The organism is Burkholderia sp. MR1-5-21, from assembly GCF_053427715.1.
In genome coordinates this window covers 169,433-196,358 of the sequence record NZ_JBSAXD010000011.1, presented here as the reverse complement: position 1 = coordinate 196,358, position 26,926 = coordinate 169,433, and the positions used below count along the sequence as shown (strand labels likewise).

17 protein-coding genes and 1 pseudogene are annotated in these 26,926 nt (G+C 65.0%); 9 read left to right on the top strand and 9 right to left on the bottom strand.

Translation table 11 applies throughout. The annotated features are described in order from the left end of the window. Window positions 1-42: 42 nt before the first annotated feature. From ACV229_RS17430 to ACV229_RS17390, 9 genes and pseudogenes are all read left to right on the top strand, one after another. On the top strand, window positions 43-1,455 hold the full coding sequence (locus ACV229_RS17430; RefSeq protein ID WP_448084347.1) for an undecaprenyl-phosphate glucose phosphotransferase: 1,413 nt from the start codon (window positions 43-45) through the stop codon (window positions 1,453-1,455). Window positions 1,456-1,519: 64 nt separating this feature from the next. Next, a complete protein-coding gene (locus ACV229_RS17425) occupies window positions 1,520-2,662 on the top strand; it encodes a polysaccharide biosynthesis/export family protein (protein ID WP_448084346.1) in 1,143 nt (380 codons plus the stop codon). Beyond that, window positions 2,659-3,147, top strand: a complete 489-nt coding sequence (locus ACV229_RS17420; protein ID WP_448084345.1) for a low molecular weight protein-tyrosine-phosphatase — start codon at window positions 2,659-2,661, stop codon at window positions 3,145-3,147. The genes ACV229_RS17425 and ACV229_RS17420 overlap by 4 nt, the downstream gene beginning before the upstream one ends. 4 nt (window positions 3,148-3,151) lie before the next feature. Continuing rightward, on the top strand, window positions 3,152-5,452 hold the full coding sequence (locus ACV229_RS17415; protein ID WP_448084344.1) for a polysaccharide biosynthesis tyrosine autokinase: 2,301 nt from the start codon (window positions 3,152-3,154) through the stop codon (window positions 5,450-5,452). Then, entirely contained in the window at window positions 5,449-6,705 is a 1,257-nt protein-coding gene (locus tag ACV229_RS17410) for a glycosyltransferase (protein ID WP_448084343.1), read from the top strand. The genes ACV229_RS17415 and ACV229_RS17410 overlap by 4 nt, the downstream gene beginning before the upstream one ends. Beyond that, window positions 6,702-7,856: a polysaccharide pyruvyl transferase family protein gene (locus ACV229_RS17405; protein WP_448084342.1), complete on the top strand. Its 1,155-nt coding sequence runs from the start codon at window positions 6,702-6,704 to the stop codon at window positions 7,854-7,856. The genes ACV229_RS17410 and ACV229_RS17405 overlap by 4 nt, the downstream gene beginning before the upstream one ends. A 16-nt stretch (window positions 7,857-7,872) precedes the next feature. Further along, window positions 7,873-9,156: a lipopolysaccharide biosynthesis protein gene (locus tag ACV229_RS17400; RefSeq protein WP_448084341.1), complete on the top strand. Its 1,284-nt coding sequence runs from the start codon at window positions 7,873-7,875 to the stop codon at window positions 9,154-9,156. Continuing rightward, window positions 9,146-10,285 carry a hypothetical protein gene (locus ACV229_RS17395; RefSeq protein ID WP_448084340.1) on the top strand — a complete coding sequence of 380 codons (1,140 nt, stop codon included), beginning with the start codon at window positions 9,146-9,148 and terminating at the stop codon, window positions 10,283-10,285. The genes ACV229_RS17400 and ACV229_RS17395 overlap by 11 nt, the downstream gene beginning before the upstream one ends. After that, window positions 10,278-11,270, top strand: a pseudogene (locus ACV229_RS17390) (acyltransferase family protein). Before ACV229_RS17395 ends, ACV229_RS17390 begins: the two are co-directional and overlap by 8 nt. Before the next feature lie 257 nt (window positions 11,271-11,527). On the opposite strand, the gene ACV229_RS17385 reads toward ACV229_RS17390, so the two are convergent. The 9 genes from ACV229_RS17385 to ACV229_RS17345 form a co-directional block, all read right to left on the bottom strand. Next, window positions 11,528-11,818, bottom strand: a complete 291-nt coding sequence (locus tag ACV229_RS17385) for a transposase (protein WP_448084388.1) — start codon at window positions 11,816-11,818, stop codon at window positions 11,528-11,530. A gap of 950 nt (window positions 11,819-12,768) precedes the next feature. After that, complete coding sequence (locus tag ACV229_RS17380; RefSeq protein ID WP_448084339.1) at window positions 12,769-13,680, bottom strand: fimbrial protein; 912 nt, start codon at window positions 13,678-13,680, stop codon at window positions 12,769-12,771. 236 nt (window positions 13,681-13,916) lie between these two features. After that, window positions 13,917-16,532 (bottom strand): fimbria/pilus outer membrane usher protein, encoded by a 2,616-nt coding sequence (locus tag ACV229_RS17375; protein WP_448084338.1) that lies wholly within the window; start codon window positions 16,530-16,532, stop codon window positions 13,917-13,919. 189 nt (window positions 16,533-16,721) lie between these two features. After that, window positions 16,722-17,459: a fimbria/pilus periplasmic chaperone gene (locus ACV229_RS17370; protein WP_448084337.1), complete on the bottom strand. Its 738-nt coding sequence runs from the start codon at window positions 17,457-17,459 to the stop codon at window positions 16,722-16,724. A gap of 119 nt (window positions 17,460-17,578) precedes the next feature. Continuing rightward, a complete protein-coding gene (locus ACV229_RS17365) occupies window positions 17,579-18,121 on the bottom strand; it encodes a fimbrial protein (protein WP_448084336.1) in 543 nt (180 codons plus the stop codon). A 664-nt stretch (window positions 18,122-18,785) separates the two neighbouring features. After that, window positions 18,786-21,851 (bottom strand): ATP-binding protein, encoded by a 3,066-nt coding sequence (locus ACV229_RS17360; protein ID WP_448084335.1) that lies wholly within the window; start codon window positions 21,849-21,851, stop codon window positions 18,786-18,788. 174 nt (window positions 21,852-22,025) lie between these two features. Beyond that, window positions 22,026-22,700: a response regulator gene (locus ACV229_RS17355; RefSeq protein WP_448084334.1), complete on the bottom strand. Its 675-nt coding sequence runs from the start codon at window positions 22,698-22,700 to the stop codon at window positions 22,026-22,028. A 486-nt stretch (window positions 22,701-23,186) separates the two neighbouring features. Beyond that, complete coding sequence (locus ACV229_RS17350) at window positions 23,187-23,459, bottom strand: hypothetical protein (RefSeq protein WP_448084333.1); 273 nt, start codon at window positions 23,457-23,459, stop codon at window positions 23,187-23,189. Window positions 23,460-23,484: 25 nt separating this feature from the next. Further along, complete coding sequence (locus ACV229_RS17345) at window positions 23,485-26,568, bottom strand: ATP-binding protein (protein ID WP_448084332.1); 3,084 nt, start codon at window positions 26,566-26,568, stop codon at window positions 23,485-23,487. Between the last annotated feature and the right edge of the window lie 358 nt (window positions 26,569-26,926).

Sequence of the window (26,926 nt, the reverse complement as noted above, 5' to 3'; positions counted from 1 at the left end):
GCGTCAGACGCCACGTCAAACAACACGCAACCAGAAGGGTATATGCATACGACACTCGCGGAACGGCGAACCGAAGCGCCGTCGGCGGCCCGCGGGCTGCTCGCACGTCTGTCCGACGTCGCGTTGATCGCATCCAGCGCCGTAGTGGCCGCCTGGATGCTCCACGGTGATGGCATTCACCGGTCTGCCGACATTGCCACCGTGGCAAGCGGAGCAGCATTCGCCATGATCCTGTTTCCCGCATTCGGCATCTATCGCGCCCCGCACGAGCGCCCGATGCACCGCATCGCGATCCTTACGTTGTGTGCGTGGCTGCTCGCACAAGCGGGCTCTGCTCTCCTGATGTTCTCGCTGCGTGGCGCACTGTTCGTCCCGGTGTCCTGCTTCGTGATCTGGACCCTGACGAGCGGCGTTGCGCTCGTCGCGTCGCGGCTCCTCGTGCATGGAACGCTCGGGCGCAAGCACGAAGGCGACCGGCTGGTCGCCGTCGTCGGCACCGGCACGCATCGCGCCGCCATCCTCGAGCGGATCACGCAATCGCCGTCCGGGTATCGCGCGGCGGCCGTGCTCGACGTGGCGAGCGCGTCGTGCGCGGCGCAGGATGCGCACGACGGCCTACGTCGCTTCAGCGAGCTCGATGCATTTGCCGAACACGTGCGATCGCATCCGATTCCGGAAGTCTGGATCGCGCTGCCAATCACCAACGTACGTGGCGTCGAACGGGTGCTCGATGCGTTCCGGCACGACCTCGTGAACATCCGTTTCATGCCCGACGTCAGCCAGCTCGCGATGTTCGACGCCGGGATGGTCGACCTCGTCGGCGCGCCGGCGATCAATCTTGTCGCGTCGCCGTTGCCGCCGCATGCGCAGACGCAGAAGGCGATCTTCGACCGCTTGTTCGCCGCAGCTGCGCTGGTTGGCACGGCGCCGCTGCTGCTCGCGATCGCGGCGGCGGTCCGGCTGTCGTCGCCGGGCCCGGTGCTGTTCCGTCAGCGACGCAAGGGCGCGGACGGCAAGACATTCACGATCTACAAGTTCCGCACGATGCGGGTCCATGCCGAAACCGCCGGCAACGTGCAGCAGGCGACGCGAAACGATCCCCGCGTGACCCGGGTCGGCGCGTTCCTGCGCCGCACGAGCCTCGACGAGCTGCCGCAGTTCATCAACGTGCTGCGCGGCGACATGTCCGTCGTCGGGCCGCGTCCGCACGCGATCGAGCACGACAACCTGTACCAGACGATCGTCGACGGCTACATCCATCGCTACCGCGTCAAGCCCGGCATCACCGGCTGGGCACAGATCAACGGCTTGCGCGGCGAAACCGATCGCATCGAGAAGATGCAGCGCCGGATCGAAGCCGATCTCTATTACCTGCGCAACTGGTCGTTCGGGCTCGACATGCGCATCGTCGTCGCCACCGTGACTCACGGCTGGATACACAGCAACGCGTATTGACGCGCGCGAGGCGCTGCTCCGCGCGGTGCCGCTTCAACCAAGAGGACTACTTATGGAAACCGCCATGATCGAGCGGAATGGCAACGTGCGCCCGCGTGGCGCCTGCATCGGACTGATGGTCGCCGTCAGCGTCGCGCTTTCCGCGTGCGCATTCGCTCCCGGCATGCGGATGAGCGAACCGCCGCCGCCGTCGGCCGATACGCAATCGGCTGGCGACCAGCCGCACTTCGAAATCACGAAAATCGACGCCGGCCTTATTCGCGCGCTGAAAGCGCGGGCCGATCAGCAACTGACCGCGCAAGCCGGCCTGCTGGCCGCGCCGCCGGCCGCCTACCGGATCGGCCCGGGCGACGTGCTGCAGATCACGGTCTGGGATCACCCCGAGCTCGCGGCGGCACAGGGCGCCGCGACGCAGGCGACGCCGCGCGCGGCCGATCCCGCCGCGGGCTTCGTCGTCGATCAGAAGGGCGGGGTGTCGTTCCCGTTCGCGGGCACGGTGCCGGTGGCCGGGCTGACCGCCGACGCCGCGCAGGCCCGCATCGCCTCAGCGCTGTCGCGCGTCTACCGCGCCCCGCAGGTGACACTGCGTGTCGCGTCGTTCCGGTCGAAGCAGGTGTACATCGACGGCGAGGTCCGCACGCCCGGCGGCCAGCCCGTCAACGACGTGCCGATGACGCTGTACGAGGCGCTCGGCCGCGCCGGCGGCATGAGCCCGGAGGCCGATCAAAGCCGCATCGCGCTCGTGCGCGGCGGCGTCACCCACCCGCTCGACCTGACCCGGATGCTGCGCGACGGCCAGAATCCGGCGGACGTCGTGCTCGCGGCCGGCGACCTGCTGCACGTGCCGGCGCGCAGCGACTACGGCGTCTACGTGATGGGCGAGGTCAACAAGCCGTCGCTCGCGCGGCCGCTGCGCGACGGCCGGCTGACGTTGTCGGATGCGCTGTCGCAGGCCGGCAGCGTGAACGCCAATACCGCCGACGCCGCCCAGATGTTCGTGGTCCGCGGCTCGCAGACGGATCGTCCGCAGGTGTTCCATCTCGACGCGCGCTCGCCCGTCTCGATGGTGCTCGCCAACGAGTTCGAGCTGCAGCCGAAGGACATCGTCTACGTGGACGGCAACAGCCTCGTACGCTTCAGCCGCGTGCTGAGCCTGCTGCTGCCGGGCGTCAATTCCAGCGCCACCGCGGCGCTCGCCGTCAAATGATCGCCGTCGCCACGCTCCTCGTCGTGTGCGTCGGCAATGTCTGCCGCAGCCCGATGGCCGAAGCGCTGTTTCGCGCGCGGCTGCCGGGCGTCGACGTGCGGTCGGCCGGCATCGGCGCGCTCGAGGGCCGGCCCGCCGATCCGCACGCGGTCTCGCTGATGCGCGAGCGCGGCCTCGACGTCGGCACGCATCGCGCGCACCCGTTCTCGTCGTGGCTCGGCACGCGGGCCGACCTGATCCTGACGACCGATCTCGACCAGAAGCGCTGGCTCGAGCGCCGGCATCCGTCGCTGTGCGGCCGCGTGTACCGCCTCGGCGATTGCAGCCCATCGCCCGACGCCACGCAGCGCGGCTTCGACGTGCCGGATCCGTATCTCGGCACGCGCGCGTCGTTCGAGCACAGCCTGCGGCTCATCGAGCGCGGCGTCGACGCATGGTGCACGCGCATCGCGCCGCCCGTTTCCACCTCCCGCTTTCCGGACTGAACCGATGACTTCCCCCCATTCGACCCAACATCCGCCCGACCGAGCCGACGAGATCGACCTCGCGGCCGTGGTCGACACCCTCGTCTCCCATCGCTGGCTGATCGCGCTCGTGACCGCCGCGTGCGTCGGCGCCGGCACGCTGTACGCGTTCCTGAGCCACCCGCAATACCAGGCCGACATCCTCGTGCAGGTCGAGGACAGCGGCGACGCGTCCGCGGCGAAAAGCCTGCTCGGCGACGTGTCGTCGCTGTTCGACGTGAAGTCGACGGCAGCGGCCGAGGCGCAGATTCTCGCGTCGCGACTCGTCGTCGCGCGCGCCGTCGACGATCTGCGCAGCTATATCGTCGCGCAGCCGAAGCGCTTTCCCGTTGTCGGCGATTTCGTCTCGCGCTTCAACACGGGCATCGCGCGCCCCGGCGTGTTCGGCATCGGCGGCTACGCGTGGGGCGACGAGCGCGTCGACATCGCGCGCTTCGACGTGCCGAAGCCGCTCGAAGGCGACCGCTTCGAGCTGACGATGCTCGACGGCGGACGCTACCGCCTTTCCGGCGCCGCGATGCCCGCGGCGGTCGTCGGCACCGTCGGCCGCGCGGAGCGATTCCAGACGGCATACGGCCCGCTCGTCGTCGACGTCACGCGTTTCGATGCGAATCCGGGCACCCGCTTCGCGCTCGTGCGGCACTCCCGCGCCGAGACGATCGATACGCTGCGCCGCGCACTCGACGTGCAGGAAAAGATCAAGCAGTCGGGCGTGATCGTCGCGACACTGCGCGGCCCGGACCCGCAGCGCGTGCAGGCGCAGCTCCAGACGATCGCCGATCACTACCTCCGCCAGCACCTCGAGCGCAAATCCGCCGACGCCGCGCAATCGCTCGCGTTTCTCAACAAACAGTTGCCGACGTTGAAGCAGCAGCTCGAGCATTCCGAGCAGCGCTATACGAACATGCGCAACGCGAACGGCACCATCGACCTGACCGAGGAATCGAAACTGATCCTGCAGCAGACGGCCGACGCGAAGACGCGCCTGCTGGAACTGCAGCAAAAGCGCGACGAGATGGCCACCCGCTTTGCGCCGGGCCATCCCGACATGGCCGCGCTCGACGCGCAGATCGGCACGCTACGCGGCCAGCAGCAGGATTACGAACGCCAGGTCAAGCGCCTGCCCGATCTCCAGCAGGATGCCGTGCGGCTGATGCTCGACGTGAAGGTCGATACCGATCTCTACACGGCGCTGCTCGCCAACGCGCAGCAGCTCGAGCTGGTGAAGGCCGGGCGGACCGGCAGCGTGCGGCTGGTCGATGCACCGGTCGTGCCCGAGGAGACCGTGCGCCCGAACCGGCCGGTCGTGATCGGCGCCGCCGCGCTGCTCGGTCTGCTGCTCGGCACGTCGCTCGCGTTCGCGCGCAGCTTCCTGTTCGGCGGCATCGGCAATGCCGACGAAATCGAGCGGCACCTCGGCCTGAGCGTCTACGCGACGATCCCGGACTCTCCGGCGCAGCGTCAGATCGCACGGCAACTGGACGCACGCACGCCAGGCACGCATCTGCTGAGCGTCGCGCATCCGCACGAGCCCGCGGTCGAAAGCCTGCGCAGCCTGCGGACCGCCGTCCATTTCGCGATGCAGGGCGCGCGCAACAACGTGATGCTGCTGACGGGGCCGGTGCCAGGCGCGGGCAAGTCGTTCGTGTCGGCGAATTTCGCCGCGCTGCTGGCCGCAAACGGCAAGCGCGTGCTGCTGATCGACGGCGACCTGCGCAAAGGCTACCTGCACGACTATTTCGGCGTCGCGCGCGAGTGCGGCTTCGCCGAGCTCGTGACGGGCGCAGTCGCGCCGCACGACGCGATTCACGCGAACGTGGTCCCGAACCTCGATTTCGTGTCGACGGGCACGCTGCCGCCGAACCCCGCCGACCTGCTCGCGCACGACCGCATCGCGACACTGGTCGATACGCTGTCCGCACGCTACGACGCGGTCGTGATCGACTCCGCGCCGATTCTCGCCGTCACCGACGCGGTCGCGCTCAGCCGGCACGCAGGCACGCTCCTGCTCGTCGCGCGCGCAGGCGCCACACGCCTCGCCGAGCTCGGCGAGGCGGCCCGGCGCCTCGCGCATAACGGCGTCGCCGCGAGCGGCGTGCTGCTCAACGGCGTCGACCCGCGCGCGGGCCGATACGGCGCCCGGTACGGCGCGTACCACTACACGCAATACGACTACGCGCCGCGGCAGCACCGCGGCTCGGGCTCGCCCGCGATGCGCGCGCTGCACGCGCTCGCTGGCCGGATTCGCCGCGGAGGTGCGCGATGAGCGATACGCCCCGCATCGACGGCTACGTCCGTTCCGGCATCGAGGCCACCACGCCGGCCGTCCACACCCCCGCGCGCACCGCAGACAAGCGCGACAAGCACGCCACGGCGCAGCGCCTGCGCGTCGCGCTCGTCGCGGAAGCCGCGGGCGGCGGCGTGGCGGTCCATCTCGCCAGCCTGATCGACGGGCTGCACGCCGCCGAAGGCATCGAGCTCCACCTCGTCGTGCCCGAGGGGCCGCGCTTCGACGCGTCGATCCTCGACGCCCGCGTGCTCGCCCGCTGCAAGTCGGTTCACAGGGTGCCGATGCAGCGCGCGGTCGGCTGGCGCGACGCGCTCGCCGTCATGCACGTCTACCGGCTGTTGCTGCGCATCCGCCCCGACATCGTGCACAGCCACAGCTCGAAAGCGGGCGCCATCGCGCGACTGTGCGCGGGACCGTGGCGGCACGTCTATACGCCGCATGCGGTCTACACGCTCAACCCGCTGTTGAGCCCCCGGCAGCGCCGCTTCTACGGCGCGATCGAGCGCCTGCTCGGCCGCGCGTGCACGAGCCGGATCATTGCGGTGTCGCGCGACGAAGCCGCCCACCTGCACGACGCGCTCGGCATTCCCGCGCACCGCATCGACACGATCGTCAACGGCGTGCCGCCTGCCGCGCCGATACCGCGCACCGACGCGCGGCGCGCGCTCGGCCTGCCTGACGACGCGATCGTCGTTGGCTTCGTCGGGCGCTTCGACTATCAGAAGGGCGTCGACCGCCTCGTGCGGATCGCGCGCGGCGTCTTCCGGCAGTGCGGCGACGCCGTGCAATTCGCGGTGATCGGCCCCGGCGATTTCGGCGCGGCGGCCGGCCCGGAAGCCGACGACCTGCCGCGCAACCTGCACGTCGTCGGTCCGCTCCACGACGCCGCCCGCTACTTTTCCGCGTTCGACCTGTTCGCGCTGCCAAGCCGTTACGAAGGCTTTCCGTACGTGTGCCTCGAAGCGATGGCCGCACACGTGCCGATCGTCGCGTCGAACGTGGCCGGCGCTGCCGAGCTGATCCGCTCGACCGAGATCGGCCTCGTCGTGCCGAACGACGACGACACGACGGACTTCCGGCACGCCGTCGTCACGCTGGCGGGCGACGCGCCGCTGCGCCGCACGATGCGCGCGAATTGCACGGCGGCCGTCGAACGCTACTCCGCGGCCGCGATGGTCCGGCGCACGCTCATTCTCTACCGCAGTCTCGTTCACAAGGAGGCGACATGACCTCGACGATGCACGTCGCGCTGCTGCATGCGTACAGCGCGTGCAATTCGGGGGACGGCCTGCTGGTCGATCTGTCCGTCAAGCTGCTGAAGGAAGCATTCGGAGACGCGACGCGCGTGTCGATCGTCGCGGCCGATCCGTCATCGTTTCCGCAATACGACGACGTGCGGGCGGCCCCCGTGCTCGCGGATCGCGGCGCCGCCCGCGTGCGCGGCGCGGCCGGCTTCGCGCTGCCTGTCTGCGCGAACGGACGCCTGCGCGAACTGCGCCGCCTGCTTGCCGGCGTCGACCTGATCGCCGGCGTCGGCGGCGGCTATCTGCGCGCGCGCCATGCCGTCGAGGCGCTCAAGCTTGAAGCCGGGCATCTGCTGCAGATGCGTGCGGCGAAGGCGTCGGGCAAGCCCGTCGTCTATCTGCCGCAAAGCATCGGCCCGGCGCATCCCGCATGGCCGCTGGGCGCGCACCTGCGCGGGATGCTCGCGTCGTTCGACAGCGTCTTCGTGCGCGACGACCGTTCGTTCGCGTTTCTGTCTGCGAACGGGAACACGCAGCGCGCGCCCGATCTCGCGGTCCTCGAATTCGAACACCGTCGCGACGCGATCCTGCGGCGAGCCGCACGCGCCGGCGACGAGGTTCGCCACGTCGCGTTCGTGCTGCGCCGCGCGCCGGCATGGAGCCGCGCGCAGCGCGCACGGTACGCCACGTCGATCGCGCGATTAGTCGAACTCGTCAGTGCACACTGCCGCGTCACGTTCGCGGTGCAGAGCACGGGCCGCGGCAACGACGACGCCGCGTACTACCACGACATCGGCATTCGGGATGCACTCGTGCCGCTCAGGACGCTGCTCGCCCACGATCGGCCAGACCGGGTCGTGTCGGTGCGCCTGCACGGCGCGCTCGAATCGGTGCTGCAGGGCGTGCCTGCGTTCCACGTCAGCTACGAACGCAAGGGTTTCGGCGCGTATGGCGATCTTCATCTGGACGACTGGGTCGTCAACGGCGCCGGGTTCGATCCGGACGAGGCCGCCCGCAAGATACTCGCGCCCGGATCGGCCACCGCGTTCTGGCACGCGGCCCAAACCGGGCTCGACCGGATCGGTGTCGCGCGCGAACGCGTGATCGACGCGCTGCGCGCCGCACGGCGCGCGTGACGACGGCGGATCTTCGATGCTCATTCGACTCTTCCTCCGGTTCGCCGCGCTCGGCCTGAAGTTCTGCCTGACGCTCGTCGTCGCGCGCACGCTCGGCTTCGACGCCGTGGCCGCCTACGGACTCGCGGTCGCCGCGTCGGTCATCGCGTCGAAACTGCTCGGCCTCGGCTTCGGCACCGAACTCAACCGACGCCTCAGCACGCGCGATCCGCTGCCCGCGATCCGCGACGCGCGCGTACTGGGCATCGCGTTCTGCGCCCTCTATTTCGTCGTCTGCGCGGTGCTCGTCGTCGCGCCGATTGCCGGCATCCGCGTCGACGCGTTCGGCATGTCGCCCGACGTGCTGACGTGGGTCGTGCTCGTCGCACTCTCCGAGCATGCGGCATTCGAAACGAATGCATGGGTCTACTCGCTGCATCGGCCGCGCGCCGGCTCGCTGCTCCTCTTCGCCCGTACCGGCGCATGGGCCGGCGCCGCGTGCGCCGGGCTGCTCGCCGGCGTGGTGCGCTCGATCGACGTCGTCTTCGCGCTCTGGTTCGCATGCAATGTGTGCGCCGTCGCCGCGTCGTGGTGCTTCATCAGCGCGCTTGCGCGTCGCGCGCACCGCGCCGCGCGGCCCGATACATCGCCGCCGGCGCGCCGCATGCTCGCCGTCTGGCTGAACGGCCTGCCGTTCTACGTGGCGGGCATCGTGCTGTCGCTGCTGCAATATCTCGAGCGCTTCGTCGCCGGCAGTCATGCAGACGCCGACGCACTCGGCCGCTACGTCTTTGCATGGTCGATCGCCAATGCCGTTCAGACGGTTGCGTTTGCGACCATTGTCGTAGCGGCCGGTCCGGGATTCGTGCGCGCGCTCGGGGACGACTCCGACCGATTCCGCCGACAGCTTCGACGCGCGACGGCGGCAAGCGCGGGCGTTGCCATCCTGCTCGGCGTCGCCATCCTTGCGGTTCATGGCGACATATTCCAGCTCGCGCATGAACGAAGCGGCGCGCGGGAAGTCGCGTTGCTGGCGGTGCTGCTCGCGTCGTTCGTGCTGCGCGCGGTCGCCGACGTGCTGTGGGCCGCGGCGATCGCGTTGCGCGCGGGGCTCGCAACGATGCTGTCGATGGGCGTTGTCGCGACTGCCTGCGTCCCGGCCGCATGGTTCCTGATCGCGCGTTTCGGCATGCCTGGCGCCGCGCTCGCGCACCTGGCGGCCAGCATCGCGATCGTCGCCGTGCTGGCACGACTCGTCGGGCGCGGCGCACGAACCTGCGCGCCACGCTCAATCATGGAGACCCCATCCGATGCTTCATAAGCTGATCGAAGCGGGGCCCGCGCTCAGCCGGGGATTGAGATCCGCGATCGCGGCGGCGGCCGTGTCGCTCTACTGGATCGTCTATGTGAAGGCCGGCGCGTTTCTTCCCGAATATGTGTTCCGGGACGCCGAGAAAATCCAGAGCCAGATCGGCGGATCCAGCGACTACGAAGGCACGTCGTTCGATGCCGTCGCGAAGTTGTACGCGATGCTGGGCGCATCCGGCACGCACGTGCTGACCGCCGTGATCGGCGCGCTGTTCATCTGGCTGATGATCGCGCAGGCGCGCCGCGTCGGGTCGCTCGTCGCGAACCTCGTCCTGCTCGCACCGTGCGTGTTCTTCAATCTGTTCGTTGCGAGCAAGGACACGCTCGTCGTGCTGATGGCCATCGTGCTCGTCCGGGTTGCGCTGCGCCGCTCAACGCTCGTCACCATCGCAGCCGCCGTCGTGCTGTACGGCGGCTACGCGGCCGTCGTGCGCAGCTATTTCGCGCTGATTCTCGCGATCGCGATCGCCGTGCTGCTGTTCCGGCATGGATCATGGGGCCGCAGGACATGGCTGATGCTCGCCGCGCCGCTCGCGCTCTTCCTGCTGCCGAACGACGTCTACTATCTGCTGCAGCATCCGCGCGACATGGCGGCCGACTATCTCGCGTACGGCTCCCCGTTCGGCGCACGCACCAGCTTCCACAACCTCGTCGTGCCGGATTCGTTCAGCGCGTTCTGCATGAACTACCTGTATGCGCTGTCGCGGCTGAATCTGCCGGTGCTGTTCTCGCCGGGGCCGAAGGAAATCGCGATGCAGGTGTTCGTCTGGATCGCGCTGGCCGCCGTGTGGCGCCGTGCGCGCGGCGACAAGCATCCTGCCTGCGACGTGCTCGCCGCTCTCGTCGTCGGACACATCGCGGTGTCGATGCTGTTCGAACCCGACCTGGGCAGCTACACGCGCCATCTGTCGAGCGTGTCCCTGCTGTGCGCGGTGCAGTTCGCGAGGTTCTCGCGCCCGGTGCGCGGGCCGGGCCGGACAGCCGACGCACCCGGCGCCGCCGTCGTCCGACGCGCGGCCGCTGGCCCCCGCAGCTACGCCGCAACATATCGTCGTGTTCCGTCCGAAGGCCGACATGCGTGAAAACATGCATCAACGCGCGTTCTTCCCGAACATCCAGGCTGCGCGCGCACTCGCCGCTCTCGCGGTGGTCGCCTATCACATGCACGTGCTTCCGTTCGGCCAGGCCGGCGTCGACGTCTTCTTCGTGATCAGCGGATTCATCATGTCGTGGGTCGCGCCGGACGAAGGGCGCGCGCTCTTCCGCAAGCGCTTGGTCCGGGTTGTGCCGCTCTACTGGCTGACGACGCTCGGCATCTACGCGATTGCCGTGCTGCGTCCGCACTGGTTGAACACGACGACGGCTGCGCCCGAATACCTCGTCAAATCGCTGCTGTTCGTGCCGTAGGTCAAGGAAAACGGTCATTGGGGGCCGCTGAACCTGAACGGCTGGACCCTCGAGTACGAGATGCTGTTCTATCTCGCCGTTGCGGCAAGCCTCTGGGTCGTCCGCGCACGCCGCGCGACGGCGTTTGCAGCGCTGATGCTCGCGTCGCTCTGCCTATGGGTGGCAATCGACGGCACACCCGGCACCGTCGCCCATCACCTCGGGCAACCGTTCGTGCTGGAGTTCGGCCTCGGTGTCCTGGCGTATCGGGTGCTGCAAACCGGCATCGTGTGCCGAATCGCCGCGCCGGCGTGGGCGATCGCGGCAGTTGGTGCGGTCGTAGCGGTTCCTTTGTCTTATGCTGTGTGCGGTACGCCACAAGCGTTCATGCGCATTGCGATATGGGGCGTGCCGGCGTGCGTGCTGATCGTTTCTCTGGTCGCGCTCGACATGCGGAACTGGACGATCACGAACCGGGTCGTGGCTTCGCTCGGCGCAGCCAGTTACTCGATCTATCTGATCCATCCGTACGTGATCGGGGCAGCCGACAAGATCGCCGGGTTGCGTGCGGATCTTCAGAGCTGGTCTGGTGTCGCGACCGTGTGCGCAACGCTTTGCATGGTCTGTCTATCGGGATATGTGTGCCACATCTGGATCGAGCGGCCGATAGTGTGGCATTGAGTCGAAGGCTCCGGCTGTCTCGTTGACCGTAGCCCGCAAAGCCGCACAATTTCCACTCGTTTATTCAACGCTTGCAGCACGCCAGTTGGCAGTGCGTCCCCACGATTTCGCGTCGACGCAATCTTGATGTCAAGTCGCTTCCAAAAACGCGGGCCCCTCTTCTCGTACCGCGCTCCTGGACGCGTGAGTGCGACCCACTGGACCCGAGCGAGCTTGTTCGTCCGCACAATCGTATCTTGTTGTGACGCGTCCTGCCTTCAAGGGCATCGAGCCATCATCCGAGTCGATCTCGGGAGCCGTCCGGATGCATCGGGAAAGATCCGGCTCCCCGTTCTCGTAACCTGGCTCACGGACTGATTGCCGCGCTTGCAGATACCCGACAACGCCAGCTTGCCTCCCGTTGCATGCTGACGCGGCACAAGATCGATCCACGCGGCCAAATCTCGTCCGGTGCGGAATGGCTTGCCATCTCCAACTGCCCCACACAAGGCACTTGCGGCAAGGGCGCACGGTTCCGGGAATCGTCGTGAGTCGATACACGACGTCATCCCGCTGGGCGAAGGATTCGATTGGCTCGGAAAGTGACGTGACGCGCTCATCCATGCGCAAGAAATCCGGCCGCTGAACCACGAGAAGCATCGTATCAGCGGCGTCAGGTCGTCAGAGCCGTATGCGCGGCTGCGAGCGACGTCTCGCTGGAACCTGCCGACTCCAGCGTGGATGGCAATGCCGTATTCGAGCAGGTGGCAACGAAACCAACTCACAATGGCGGCGTGCTGGTGAGCAACACGGGCTCGCACGCGGCGCGGCGCGGCGCCTGCGTGTCAGGTTGTTCGTGGCGGTTGGCAGGGACGAAGCGGGTCGTCAGGTGCGTCATGGCTTCGGCGATCGCTTGGGCGTCGAGCGTGTCGTCTTTGTTCGACTTCAGTTAGAGTTTGATGAATTGGGTTGGTATCAGCCTGACATCGCGACCGATGGCTATCAGCGATGGTCTGCCGCAGGGTGCAGCAAGACGCCAAAAACGGAATCCCTCAATAGGTGCTTCCGCGAGAAACGCCTCAATGCACATGGGTTCTTCTCGCGCGAGGGTGCCGGATGATAAATCGAAATCCGACAAGAGTACGATAACGAGAGCAATGGCACTCCGTGCTGCAATGAATGACGCCGGCAGAATTCCGTCATCGGTACGCCGCTGGGTCGATTCGGCCCACTACGAACTGGTGGAAACTCCCGAGCGAGACCGACAAGGAATTCGATGCAACCTTTAACCGGAAAATCCACCAATTTACCAATAGCGCACGTAGCAAGACAAGGCCATATCGGCGATCCACAGTTCGTCATCGAGCATCAGGTTGATCAATACGTACTCGCGACGCGCTGACCCCGAATTTTCCAGATTCAAAACTGCGGATTTCCAGGTAGATGGTGCCAATATCGCCGATGAGGATCGTGGCGATTCAATATAATGAATCGCGCAGCGGTCACATGCAAGATACTGCTAGTTAAAGCTCATGGTAAAGGTCGCCTTGCCATTTGCCGAGCCCACCCCGATATCGGATGAGGTTCGTATATAGTGCGCACTGAACGGAATCGTAACAACCCCGTTCCCCAACGATCCGACTTCCCATTGGTTGACGTTGCCCACTGCAGAGGAATCCGCACCATAATTTACCAGGACATTTTCCGAGGTTCGCTTGATCTGGATGCCCACACCAGTCGCAGTGGAATCCTTCGTCAACGACAGGACATTGGTTCGATTTGACGTATTTGTCGCATCGGTCATTGTCATGTGGGCTTTTACTGTCGCCCCGCTCAAGCCCCCGGTACATTGAATGCTCACGTTGAAGGACTTCTCATCGCTCGTCGCCCCAACACTGTTCAACTTCCGTATCGGCACATTACCGAGAGGAACCGTAACCGACTTTGTTGATACAGCACACGACGGCCTCCTCGGCCCAATTGAAACATCGTCAAACCAGAGTTCCGCAATTACTTTTTCCTTGATATCTCCCACATACGTATGCGTTGCAACCAAACCACTCAGCGTTCCAGTTCCATAAATTGGACCGATTTTTACCAGTTCCACCAGCAACCCGGTAGTCTTTTCCCATCTATCCGGCCACCAGTTATCCTTCCCCTGAATCTCGTTGGGCCCGCCAACAGGCCAATAAATTATAGTATTTCCCAACCCCTTCAACCGAACTCCAATACCAGGCACAGACGTCTCGTATGCAGAATAGTTAGCTTTCACGCCCATCATTCTCCGCCAACCCTGAAAAGGGTAGTATTCGCAGCGAACATTGATTCTTCCGAGAGATTCAGGTTGCGCTAGATGACTCCACAATACAGTGCCATCAGGAACTGACGCATCCACCGTCAGACTCGCCGGCATCGATATATATGCCTTCAAGACTCCCTCCTTTCCACTGCCACCATCCCCTTCTCCATGACACGAGTCAGCCAGTACTGGTGCCGCGTAAAAATATCCACAAGCCAATAGTGCAACCCGGCATAGAGCGCCCACTGAAAATCTATTCATGAGAACCTCAAGTGATTTCAAAAATGTTAAAAATTCCCATCAGTCACGATAAATCAATCCTGATGCTTCATTCCTTCTCAAATCCGCTAGCCAACTGAAGCCTGCAATCAGGTAGCACTCTTGCGCCCCCCCTCGGGTTTGCAAACGCCCTTGATCTGCGGGTACGTGTTGCTTGTCGGTTGCCCCTTCTCACGGATGGGCAATGCGTAGGCAACACGGCATTGGGACGTGCCATCGGCATCCCACTTGACGCTCAGATTTCCGGCGTCCTTCAATTGCCGCGCAAAAATCTTGCTGGCCTGCGCGACGACGCCAACCTCGCGCCCTTCTTCGTCGAGCACCGCCGCACCAAACGGCAGCGGCGTGCCGTCGGCGAATCGCGCCTGGATCATCGCCGAACGTCCCGTGGACGTGCCAAACTTGAGTAGCGGTACAGCGCCCGCGCGCGGTGCGACTTGCTGGCTGGTTTCCTTCAATTCGACATCGATCGACAACCCCTTCGGATCAAGCTCGATCGTGTTGAGGCTATAGGGCGTCAGGAACGGTACGACCGCGTAGCCGCGACTGTCGATACGCACGCCGGACGCTGTCGTCACACGGGCGCCATCGGCCCCCGGCGCTTCGACGATGCCGAACGTCTCCGACAAGGGTTGCGAAAGCGTGACACCGCCCGGATGGGCTACAACGGCACCGCGCACACCGATCGAGCCCTGCTGGTAATCGCGGCTCGCACCCGCACGTGCGCTCAACTCCGCCTTTGCACCGCGATAGACGATGCTGCCGCTGCCATCGGTGCTCGACGAGCCCGAGCCGGAAGCATGGTTCGCGGCGACGCTGTAGGACAGGTTGTTGTCCACGCCACTCGACCCGGACAGAATCGACTGGACATTCGTGCGGCCGTTCGTATCGTGGGATACGTTGCCTGTCACGCTGACCGAGTTCGTCTTGCCGAGCGGGATCATCACGCTTGCGTAATAGAGCGTACTCATCTGGCCGCCGACGTTTCGCTGCCTGGTCGCGGACAAGTTATAGGAAATATTCCGGAACGAATTGTTATAGCCGACCGAATAGTTGACGTCGGACCCCGACCGGTTCCAGTAATTGGACGCCGATGCCGTCACATTCAAGCTGCCCCGCCGCTCGCCAAGGTTCTGACTCAGCGTCAATGACGCGCGGTTCCGCTGCCGCCACACCGAATCGATCGTCCCCGTTTCTCGCGCGCTCTGCCGTGCCGTCATCGCATCGTTCAGGCCAAAGTAGCCACTCGTCGAATAGCGATATGCGGCCAGTGCGATATCCGTTCCGGTCGCCTGCATCGATTTCGAGTAACTGATGCGCATGCTCGAACCATTGAAGCGCTTCATGCCGGGAATCGACGTACTGGCCTGCGTGATATCCGCGCCGATCGCGCCGAAGGACGTGTTGAATGCCGCACCCAGCAAAACGGACGCGTAGCCTTCGGCAATCGTGACACCGCCGTATCCGGTGATCAGGTTCGACAGACCTCGTTGCCATGTGGCCTGTGCAAAAAGCGGATTGCTTGAATCCTGCTGATCACGCACCGTACCGGCGACAAAGCTGTAGCGGTTGATACCCGGCCGCAACGACTGCGGCACGGCCGCATAAGGAATCGAAAACGTGTGGACAGAACCGTCAGCCTCGGTCACGGAAACGACCAGGTCGCCGCCATATCCCGTCGGATACAGATCGTCGATCTCGAAAGCCCCGGGCGCCACCGTGGTTTCATAAAGCTTGATGCCATTCTGCTCGATCGTCACTCTCGCATTGCTGTTCGCAATACCTCGGACGACCGGTGCGTATCCGCGCAACGATTCGGGCAGCATCCGGTCGTCAGTAGAAATTCGAACGCCCCTGAACTGCGTCGAATCGAACAAGTCACCCGTCGTACTGGTTTCGCCGATCACGAGCTGCGACGACAATGACGGGAGATCGCGCTGCACATAGGTCGAGATATCCTGATAGCGGCTGCCGCCTCTTGAATCCCACGTGTATGCGCCGTCGTGGCGAAAATGCCAGTTTCCCGCATTGAAGCCGGTGGTCAAGCCGACGTAACCGTGCGTGTTGGCCGTGTTGCCACTCGTTTTCGAGCTATACAGGTTCGCGTTGTAGCCGAGCATCCCGACGGTAACGCCCGAGCTCCATTGATCCGGGCTCACGTACCCACGCGCGCTGCGTTTCAGCGAAGCTTGCGGAATGCTCAGCGACAGACGCTGCTCGCCAAAGTCGAAGCTCGCGCTCGCTTCCGGAACAAGCTGTCCGATCCGCAAACACGCCTTGTCAATCGTGATCTGCTTGACGAGCCCGGGCTCAAGCTTTTTGAAGTCGAGGCCGATACGGCGCAGCAACTGTTCGTCGAAACACGGTTGCGCATCGAGCGTGCGTGGCGATGCCTGAAAGGAGACGTCCGTCCGGCCAACCCATTTCGCGCCGACATACAGGTCGACGTTGTACGTCCCCGGAGCCACGGCATTTCCGCGCTCGAACCGCGACAGGTCGACACGACCGCCCGCCCCGTTGCCGAGGAAGCCGGGATCGAATTCGACTTGGGCGAGTTGCATCGGCGCGACTTCCGTCGGCGACGCCGTTTCCGCACGAGCCAGCCCTTGCCAGGCAGCGAGCCCCGACAACATCAACGCGCTAATTGGCTTGAGGCGGGGCATCTCAACGACAGCGCCATGATTCTGATGGCCAGCCGAAACCATTTCGGACACTCCATTTTAATTCGGACTTCGAAATTATTGATAAGCTGATCAGTCGCTTGGGCATCGCATCGACATGCGATGCGTATAACCAGGTTCAGCAGCTCGATTTAAGCGGCAACGCGCTCAACCAGGTGCGGTGGCGATCCTTCGCACCTGCGTGATGCGACGGATCCGCACGATTTGACTTACTTACTTGCCGAGCTTGATCGGTTGCTCGTGGGTCTTGCCTGCGCCCCAATCATTCAGACTGGAGAACGAGACGGTTGCGCCTGACGCGGGAACTGCGTGCAGCCCTTTGATCGGAAACATCTGTGTTTCACCAGGCAAAACGGCGCCGACCGGGGCCTCATAACTATGGCCATCTGCTTTAAGTGCGATCTCTCCAATATTCACGATATATTGCGTTGGATTCGTCGCCTTCAGCGCGTACTTTCCGTTCTCGCCTACCACTTCCCACTTCACCTGTGCCGGCGCGTCTTCCGCCTTGCCCTGCAAGCCGTCCGGACGGTAAATCACTTTGATGCGGGTACGAAATGCGATCTGAACCTTGTTGCGATCGTCGTTGGCTGCCTTCGGAGGCACTTCAAGCACATTCAGCCAAAACAGGCTTTCCTTGTCCTTCGGAAGCGGCTCGTTCGTATGAATCAGACGAAGCGATTGCCCCTTGCCGGGTTCCATCCGGAACATGGCGGGCGTCAGCGTGAACGGCACATCGATTTGTTCCGGCGCCGCATTTGCGTCGCCATTGTCGAGCCACGTCTGAACAAGCACGGGCGCGTTGCCGTCGTTCGTGATTTTGACCGTCACTTCGCGTTCCGCTGCCGGGAAAATCACGCGCGTTCCGGAAATCACCACGCTTGCATCAGCTTGCGCCGCGAAAACTGCAGCGGTCAGCGCGAGTGTACGAAAAATATTCGGAAGTTTCATATGATCGGATCAGGTTATTCATAAGTTGACAGTCACAACAAAATGAGTCGATCCACAACCGGTTCGACGCGATTTGGCGGAGGGCCTTCCCAAAGACCGAAAGGCCCTCCCGGTCTCGATTACTGGTAAGTCAGCGAGTATTGAACCTTCGAGTTCGCGCTACCCGCCGTCACTGCGTCGCTGGCGTAGTACTCTGCGAAATAGTTCAACGTGGCGGTGCCGTCGGCAGCAATATCGACCACTTGCGAATTCTGGTCGCCTGCAGAGCCAACCTTGATCTGCTGTTGCTGGTCATTCAGCACGTTGATCTGAACGCCCTTGGCTGCATCTGCCGCGGCATCCAGCGTCAGTCGGCCGCTCGATGCGTCGACGTTCGCGCCCGTCTCGAAGAACACGCCGACCTTGCCGCCCGTCGAGCCGCATTCGCTGAGCGCCAGCGTGAACGGCGTGCGACCCGCGACCGCGCCGACCGACGACAGCGCCGTGCTGCGGATCTTCGGCAGATCGACCGTCACGTCACCGGTAGCACCACCGTTGATCTTGCAGGTGGATTGCAGAATCGAACCGTTGATCGTGATCGTGCCATCGGCAGCATGAGCGTTCGAAGCAATCATGACCAGACCGGCCGAAGCGAGGAGTGCGGAAAGGAGTTGCTTTTTCATGTGGTAGGCCTACGTAAAAAATAACATGCTTTAAAAATGACATGCCGCCATAAAAGCGACACCTGAAAGATGTGGAACATTGATCCCACGGACATAATTCTGATTTTTCCAGCTGATTTTTTTAATAGGACAAGATCGATAAGATCCTAAAAAAAACTCGTACTTGTACGAAATCAGAAAAATCGATTCCGATTTAACTTTGATTTACTTTTGATTTAATTGCGATAAAACGCAGATTCTTACGCGCCGCCCAGGACGGGGGGCGTAATCGACCTTGTACTGTCCGGACCGGGAGCAGTTGAGCGCTACGAATAAGCGGGGATATGGCGCGGCCGAACCACCTGAATTTGGTGGAGGCTCCAACGCCTTGGGGAAGGGTTCGTCACGGAAACAGGCAACGGAAATATCGACATTCCGCTCACCTCACGCCACATCAAGACAGGCCGCAAACGCAGGGCCGGCTCTGCCAACGCGATTGCCGCTTTCACGATGTGCGGTCAGTCATCCGGCGCCGTGCCGGATCTCGCGCCACGCACGGCCGTTGTCGAGAACATCCGCTTGCGCATCGCACGACGGGGGCCATCACGCCATCGCCCGCCGTTCCACTGATGTGTCACAAGCGAGCGATTCGACGGCGTTTCAAGCGGCCTCTCACCGAGCAACGTTACTCGCGTATTCCTGTTTCACGGCCCGGCTCAGCCAGCCGCCGCAATGCCTGCCGGATTTCATCCCGGAAGCCCGACCAACGCGCGCTGAGCGCGTCTGCCTCCCCCTCGCTGGCGGCAACTTCCATCTCGGCGCAAGCATCGCGCGCGGCCACGTCGCCCGCCATCGCGAACCCGCCCCGCATCGAATGCAGTTCGACCTTGATCGAGTCGATTTCACCGTCCGACAACGCCGCTTCGATCACCACCAGCGAACGCAGCGTCGCCGCGCGCAGCGTCTGCCGCATCTCGTCGGTCACGACCGGCGGCCCATCATGCGCCGGCGCTTTCGCTTCACCGCTCGCCACCGCCCGCCGACCGCCATGCCGGCTCAATACCGCTTCAAGCGTATCGATCGACAACGGCTTCAACACGACCTCCACTGCACCGGCCCGCTCGCAGCGCCGGCGATCTTCGTCGGTCGCATGCGCGGTCATCGCGATCACCGGCACCTTCGCGCCCTGCTCACGCAGAAAATTCGCCAGCGCAAACCCGTCGAGCTCGGGCATGCCGAGATCCGTCAGCACGACGTCGAACGAGTGCTCGAAGAACGCGCGCATCGCCTCCACGCCGTTGGAAACGATCGTGGCGTCATAACGCAATGCATCGAGCTGATCGCGCAGCAACGCGCGGCCCGCTGGATGATCCTCGGCAACGAGCACGCGCAGCGGTTCGTCGTCTTCACCGGCCAGCGCGTGCGTTTCGGCACCCGCCGTCGCGTCGGATTCCTCATCCGACTCTGACGTTGATCCATAGCCGCGCACCGCATCCGCGAACGCCGGCAGTTCCAGTGTGTCGGCCCGCCACCCGAGCGGCGCATCGAGCAACGGCAACGCGGCGGTGAACGTCGTGCCCTCGCCAAGACGGCTGTCGACGCTCAGCTCACCGCCCATCAGCGTGACGATGCGCTTGCACAGCGGCAGCCCGAGCCCCGTGCCGCCGAAGCGCCGATAGACCGATGCGTCGGTCTGGATATAGACGTCGAACAGCGTCGGCATGCTGTCCTCGGGAATGCCGATGCCCGTATCGCGAACGACCACCTCCACGCGCCGCCCGGCCGCACCGGCCGGCGCAAGCCGCGCCTCGACCGTCACGCCGCCGCGCTTCGTGAACTTGATCGCGTTGCTGACGAGGTTCGACACCAGTTGACGCAGCCGGGTCGGGTCGCCCACGTAGCCGTCGGCCAGCTCCGGCGCGACGCGACAGGCAAGCCCGAGGTTTTTCGCATCCGCGAGCGGCCGGAAAATCGCGGTCACATCGGTCAATACACGGCGCAGATCGAACGGGATGCTTTCGAGCACCATCTGGTTCGACTCGGCCTTCGACAGGTCAAGCACGTCGTTGATCACGCGCAGCAACGTGTCCGAGGACGACGCGACCGTCCTCAAGCGCCGCCGCTCCGCCGCCGGCAGCGACGCGCGGGCCATCAGTTCGAGATTGCCGATGATCGCGTTGAGCGGCGTGCGGATCTCGTGGCTCATCGTCGCGAGAAACGTCGACTTGGCCTTGTTCGCGTCCTCGGCCGCCACGCGCGCTTCACGGAGCGTCTCCTCCACTTCCTTGCGCGCGGTGATGTCGATCAGCGTGCACAGCAGCACGTCGATGCCGCGGTACTTGGCGCGCACCATGTGCGCGTCGAGATACACGGTGCCGTGGTCCGCTTGCTCGATCGCGAATTCCTGCGTGACCCGCCTGCGTACGCTGCCCTCGCGCACCGCATCGCGATAGACCTGCCACAGTCGCTTGCCGAGTGGCGGCCCCGACACGGCCTTGTCGTAGGCCGCCATCGCGTCATTGCGCACGATCGCGTCGCCGTCGGCGAGTGACAGCAGCGCCAGGCCGGCCGGCGCCGTGCGAATCAGCGTCCGGTTGAGCGCCTCGCTTTCGATCAGGCGAACCGCGCGCCGATTGGCGGGACGCAGCACGCGCCGGTCGAACAGGACGATCCCGGTCCACAGCACTGCGATGCCGAACAGCGCCAGGCCGCATGTGATGCCGATGCGCGCGGCATTGGCGATCGCCACGCTTCGCCACGAGTAGCTCTTGATCAGAATGAGGTCGGACCCGGCCAGGCGATCGCCGAGCACGAACCGGTCGCCGATGCTGTGCGGGATGGTCGGAATGGGGCTTCGAATCAGCACGCGCTCGAGCGTTCGTGCGACGAGCGTGCTGTCGTGCGGCCGTCCGATCACGATATGCCCGCTCGTGTCGACGAGCACGTTCTCAACGTCGGGCGTCTGCGACGTTGCGATCCGGTCGAACTCGGGACGAGCATTGAAGACGAGCCATGCGAACGGCTTTCCGTCCACGTCGCGCAACAGTTGCTCGAACCGGGTGACAGGCCTGCCGAGCAGCGGATCGTCGCGCGTCTCGATGACGACGCCGTCGCCGGCATTCGCCGGTGCGAGCCGGCGCGTCAGCGCCTTCAGGTCGGCCCCGGTCAGCCGTGCAGGCGCCCGTCCGGCCAGTTCGGCACCGAACAGCATCACATAGTCGCCGTTCACGCCGATCAGGTAGGCCGTGAAATTCGGGGCAATCGAAAGCGGCGACGGTATGGATGCGGATTTGCTCAGCCGGTAGAGCGCGCCGATATGGCGCAGGTACGCGTTGGGCGATTGCCCCGACGCGATATCGGCGAACACGGTGACCGCGGGCTCGCCAAGCCTGGGCCAGCTCATCCGGCCACCGTTGTCGAGCAACTGCTGCACGACGTCCGGCGGCACGGTTTCGGGGAGCCGGTTGGCTTCGGTCACGTTGTCGGCAAGACGTGCCGACAACACCTTCGTCACCTGCAACTCGCCATGCAGTTGCGCCGCCTCCCGCAGGAACGACGAGCGCATCTGCTCGACGTAGTCGCCGACGGCGACCCGCACGACAAGCATCGCGCACAGCAGGATGAATGCGGTAATCGCCGCACCGCCGCCATACAGCAGCGCATGCTGCTGGCGCCGAACCCGGCCCGGGTCGAACGACTTGCCGCCGACGGCGGCAGCGTGCGCGGCCAGCCTTTTCAATTTGTCGGGCATACGATTCGCTGTGGTTTCGCCCTCGCGTAGCGCAGGCCGGCACTCGCCTGCGCTGGCGGCATCTCGCCGAACACACGACGACCGCACCGCACGCGTGCGCGCCGGAACGGCCTCGGCGCCGTGCCGCGTGCGCCGCGCGCCTGCCCGCGGCCGGCGCCATGCGGTGCGTTCACGTCAGTCACGTGCGGCGGGTTCGCCCGAGGCGGGCGGATCCTGCACATTGCCTTCGTCCGCGTACCGAATCAGGTCCGCGTCGCGGACGATCCCCAGCTTCTTCATCGCACTCGACTTCTGGGAACTGATGGTCTGTTTGCTGCGATGCAGCTGGGTGGCAATCTCGCCCACCGTATAGCCCGCGCCGAAGAGCCGGACAACCTCGATCTCGCGCGTCGTCAGCGCACGCGCGACGGGCACGGTATCGCCGTCCTGAATCAGTTGCTTGACGAATGGCGACATGTAGTTTGCGCCGACGTACGCCGCATGCACGGCGCCGATCAGATGCGAGATCGCGTCCGACTTGCTGAGGATGCAGCTCACGCCCTGCTTCTGGATGGCACGCAGCACGCTCGGGTTGTCGATCATCGTGATCGTCACGATACGCAGCGCGGGGTAGCGACGTTGCAGGAACGACAGCAACACGAGACCGTCGCCGTACTTGCCACCGGGCATCACGTAGTCGAGCACGAGCACGTCGCTCGGCTGCGCGTCGAGCGCCGCGACCAGATCCGTCGAGTTGGAAACGGCGTCCACCAGCTTGATCGTGCTGTTGCCTTGCAGCGCCTGCGACATTCCGAGCGCGGATGCCGGATGATCGTCCGCCACCATCACGCGCACAGAGAATTCGTCCATGTTCCTGTTTCTCCCCAAGGCTTTCAGTCACGCATCCGGTTCCCGCCGCAACGGGGAGCATGCTCGCGCCATCTGTCGATGGTCGGCCGCAATCGGCTCGCCGGATAAAAGTGACTCAATTTTAAGATAAATCCGGCTTCGTTTGCCGTTCTGGCTGCCCGCGCAACGATCCGCGCACCTCGCGCGCCAAGGGATGGGCGCGCGTCGACACCCGCTTCTCGCGGCTCGCCGCATCGCCGCATCGCCGCATCGCCGGAGCGCCGCATCGCCGCATCGCCGGAGCGCCGGAGCGCCGGATCGTTGGATCGTTGGATCGAATCCGAGCGACCGCAGAAGACCGCAGTCATACCCGACCGTATGTGACAGCAGTGGCCCTTACGGCCGGCGCCCCTGAACCGCTCGGCTTACCCGCGCAACATCGTACGCCGTGCGACGCGATACACGGTCGCTGCGCTATCTCGACGCGCTCACGCCCGATGCCGCGCGCTACCGCTGAATCGACTCGCCGGGTTCGTCGTGCTGGCCGCCCTCCTGTCGCATTTTCCATTCGTTGATCGCACGCCGCCTCTGGGCCGGCGACATCAGCAGATACTCGTTCATCATCGTCAGAAACTCCTTCCGTGACTTCTCGGACAGCGTCGCAAAATCGAGCAACAGTGCGAATATCTTCCCCAAGTGACGCACGGCCTTCCCCTCCAGTGTGATTTGAAATATGCCGCGCAACGTGTGCCGGCACCCTGCCTTGGTTGTCTCGAACATGCGTCGCGACGTTTGCAGTTATCGGTTATTCGTCATGCAATGCCGTTTCACGATCGACCGGCCGGCCCGCTGCACGCGTCGCGCTTTCCGGAGCAGCCCCGCGCCGCTGCCACGCAGGTGCAAGCGCGCCGCGCAGGTGCGCGAGCGTCACGGGTTTCGTCAAGATGCGCCGTACGCCTGCCGCCACACAGCGGCGCATGCATTCGGGCGTCACGTGCGACGTGACGACCAGCACGTCGCACGCGGCGGCTGTGCCGCGCACGGCTTCGGCCAGCACGTGCGCGCGCATGTCGGGCAGGTCGGCGCCGATCAGCAGCACATCCCAGTCTCCGCCGGCCAGCAATCCGAGCGCCGCGCGCCCGGACCCGACCTCGGCCACCCTGCAGCCGAGCGCGTGCAGTTGCTCGCGGAAAATCGATCCGTTGACGGCTTCGTCGTTGGCGACCAGCACGCGCAATGCACGCGCGACGGGCGGCGGCGGCAGCGCCGGCCCGGCGCGCCAGTTCGACATGTCGACGCCCGACGCCTCGCCGCCGGATGAAGCGTCGATCGCGCTGTCACCGGCAGACGATTCTCCGCATGCCAGCGCGGCACGCAGGCCAACGAGCGAATAACTCGACACGCGCACCGTGCCGCCCGCGCGGTAAGGTTCGAGCGGGCCGTCGCGCGTGGCGAGTATCAGCGGCGCACAGCCGCGCAGGCTGTCGAGTTCCGCGTGCGTCCATGAATCGGAGTCGCCGAGCAGCACGACCGGCCCCGCAAAAGCGCCCGGCAGGCTCGACGGGCTGTCGTACGCGCTGACGTCGAATCCCCACGCATCCAGATGCGGCAACGCGAAATCACGCCACTCGGGATGCGCGGCAATCAGCGTCAGCGCGCGCACACGCGCTCCGTGCGGCCGGCCGAGCGCGATAACGTTCGTGCCGAGCGGCAGACGAACCGTGAAGCAACTGCCGACGCCCTGCTCGCTCGTCACCTCGATGCGGCCGCCCATCGCCGTGACGAGCCGGTCGCACAGCGCAAGCCCGAGCCCCGTGCCGCCGTAGCGACGCGAGATCGACGTGTCGACCTGCGAGAACGCCTTGAACAGCTTGCGCCGATGCTCCGCCGCAATGCCGATCCCCGTATCCTCGACCCCGATCGACAACGCCGGCCCGCCGTGGCCGTCTGCGACGACGGACACGCGCACGGTCACGCAGCCCGCGTCCGTAAACTTGATCGCATTGCCAAGCAGATTGCCGAGCACCTGTGCGAGCCGCGTCGGATCGCCGCGCATCCGCTGCGTGCCGGCTGCGTTGACCTCGCAGAACAGTTGCAACCCCTTTGCCTTCGCGATCGGCGCGAACGCGTTCAGCTCATGCGAGACCGTCGCGATCACGTCGAATTCGATCGACTCGACCTGCATCGCGCCGGCCTCGATCTTCGAGAAATCGAGAATGTCACTGACGAGCGCGAGCAGGTTCGTCGCCGACGTGCGCAGCGTGCTGACGCGTCCGTGCTGTGCGGCGTCAAGCGCCGAGCGCTCGAGCAGTTCGAGGTTGCCGAGGATCACGTTCAGCGGCGTGCGGATCTCGTGACTCGTCGCCGCGAGAAACGACGATTTCGCGGCATTGGCCGAATCGGCCGCACGCACGGCCTCTTCGAGCTTCTGCATAAGCTGCCGCTTCGCGGTCGTGTCGGCGACCCCGACGATCAGCACGTCCGTGCCCTGGTAGCGTGCGCCGCATGCGATGAATTCGAGATGCAGGTGTGCGGCTTCGTCGCCGCCCAGCAGGAGATCGTCGTGCAGCACGCCACTCGCGTCGCCGCTCGCGTCATGCGCCTGCCAGGCAGCAGCCACCTGGTTCGACAGCGCGTGATAGTCGCCGCCGATCCGGGCAACCATTTCCGTCAGCGCGGGACTTGCCAGCATGAAGCGCCCGTCGTCGCGCGCGATCAGCCCGAGTCCGATCGGCGCCATCTCGATCACGCTGCGGCACAGCGCCTCGCTGTCGAACACGCGCTGCGAGCGCGCGTAGAGCGGCGCGAACTCGCGCCGATGGAAGCGCAGCAGCAGCCCCCACATGACCGCGAGCGTCAGCAGCGTCGCGGCCACCAGCATGCCGGCCGAACGCGCGACGCCGGCCGCGATGTCGGTCCACGACAGCGCGTACGCGAGCGTCCAGCCCGTCGATTCGAGCTTGCCGTGAAACAGCAGGAAGCCGTTCCGAAACACGGGCGCGCCCGACGACGCGCCGCTCCGCCACGGCGCCAGTTTCAGCAGGCGCGCCGCGCGACTGTCGTCGCCCGCGGAAGGATCCGCCGTGACGAGCTGGCCATCGGCCGTCGTGATGTAGAACGCGCCTTCGGGGCGATAGTCGGCCAGCCACGACAGCAGGTAATCGGGCGGGTATTCGGTGACGAGCACCGCAAACGCTTTGCCGTTGTCATGCGCCTCGGCCGCGATCCGGATGCGCGGCTGCCCCGACACGGGATCGGTGAACGGCGCCAGCCAGCGCACGTGCGGGCGGGCGTCGACGACGCCCGGAAACGCGCGTTCGAAATCGATCCGCAGCGCATCCAGCACGCGCGCGCGATCTTCGTGCGAAACCAGCGCGGGATCGTCGCGGTTCCGGTTCGGCACCAGCCCGAACATGCCCGTGCGCGTGCTGTAGTGGTAGCCCTCCAGCGTGCGCCCGCGATTGATCGAACTCGCCGCGCAGATGCGCGACAGCAGTACCGACAGCGACAGATAGCGCGCCACCTCGTCCCCGTCGCCGGTTTGCCCGGGCACGCCGAGCACGAGCGACGGATGCGGCCTGATCGCGACGCGCTGGTCGTCGCGGAAGAACGCGTCGACGACCGAGGCCGGCGCGTTGTTGGCCTCCTGCCAGATCAGCTGCGCATTCGCGACGCCGTTGCGGAACGACGTCTCGCTCACCTGGATTTCGTTGAGCGTCTGCTCCAGGCCGTTCAGGTAGTTGCGCCGCTCACCCTCGACATAGCCCGAGACGATCGACACCATCCCGAGCCCGCAAGCGATCAGGACCAGGAGGGTAACGACGATGCCGCCACCGAACACCGAAATGCTCAGATAGCGGCGGAGGGATTGAAGCGGACTCTGCGGCATGACGACGCGTGACGACGGCCGCGACCCGGAGCGATGCCGATCCGGATCTCAAGACCTTGCCGGAATTCACCCGTGGAAAGATGGAAGTGATTCCGACGATGCCAAACGCGTGCGCGAGCGTCCACCCAAAATGGACCATTTCGTACACGTCAAATTGCAGTGCAGACGAATTTAGAACTTGACCGAAATTCGATGCGAAAAATTGCCGCGGCAGGACGTACCCCGATCGTGAACCGGGACGCGCAGCGAGCAGTCAGGAAAAGGGAGAAAAGAGGAAAGGCTGGGGCGGGCCCGGAAACGAAACGCGCCTTTGCGCATGCCGTCAGCCGCCGAACAAGGGTTCGATCAGCTCTGCTTC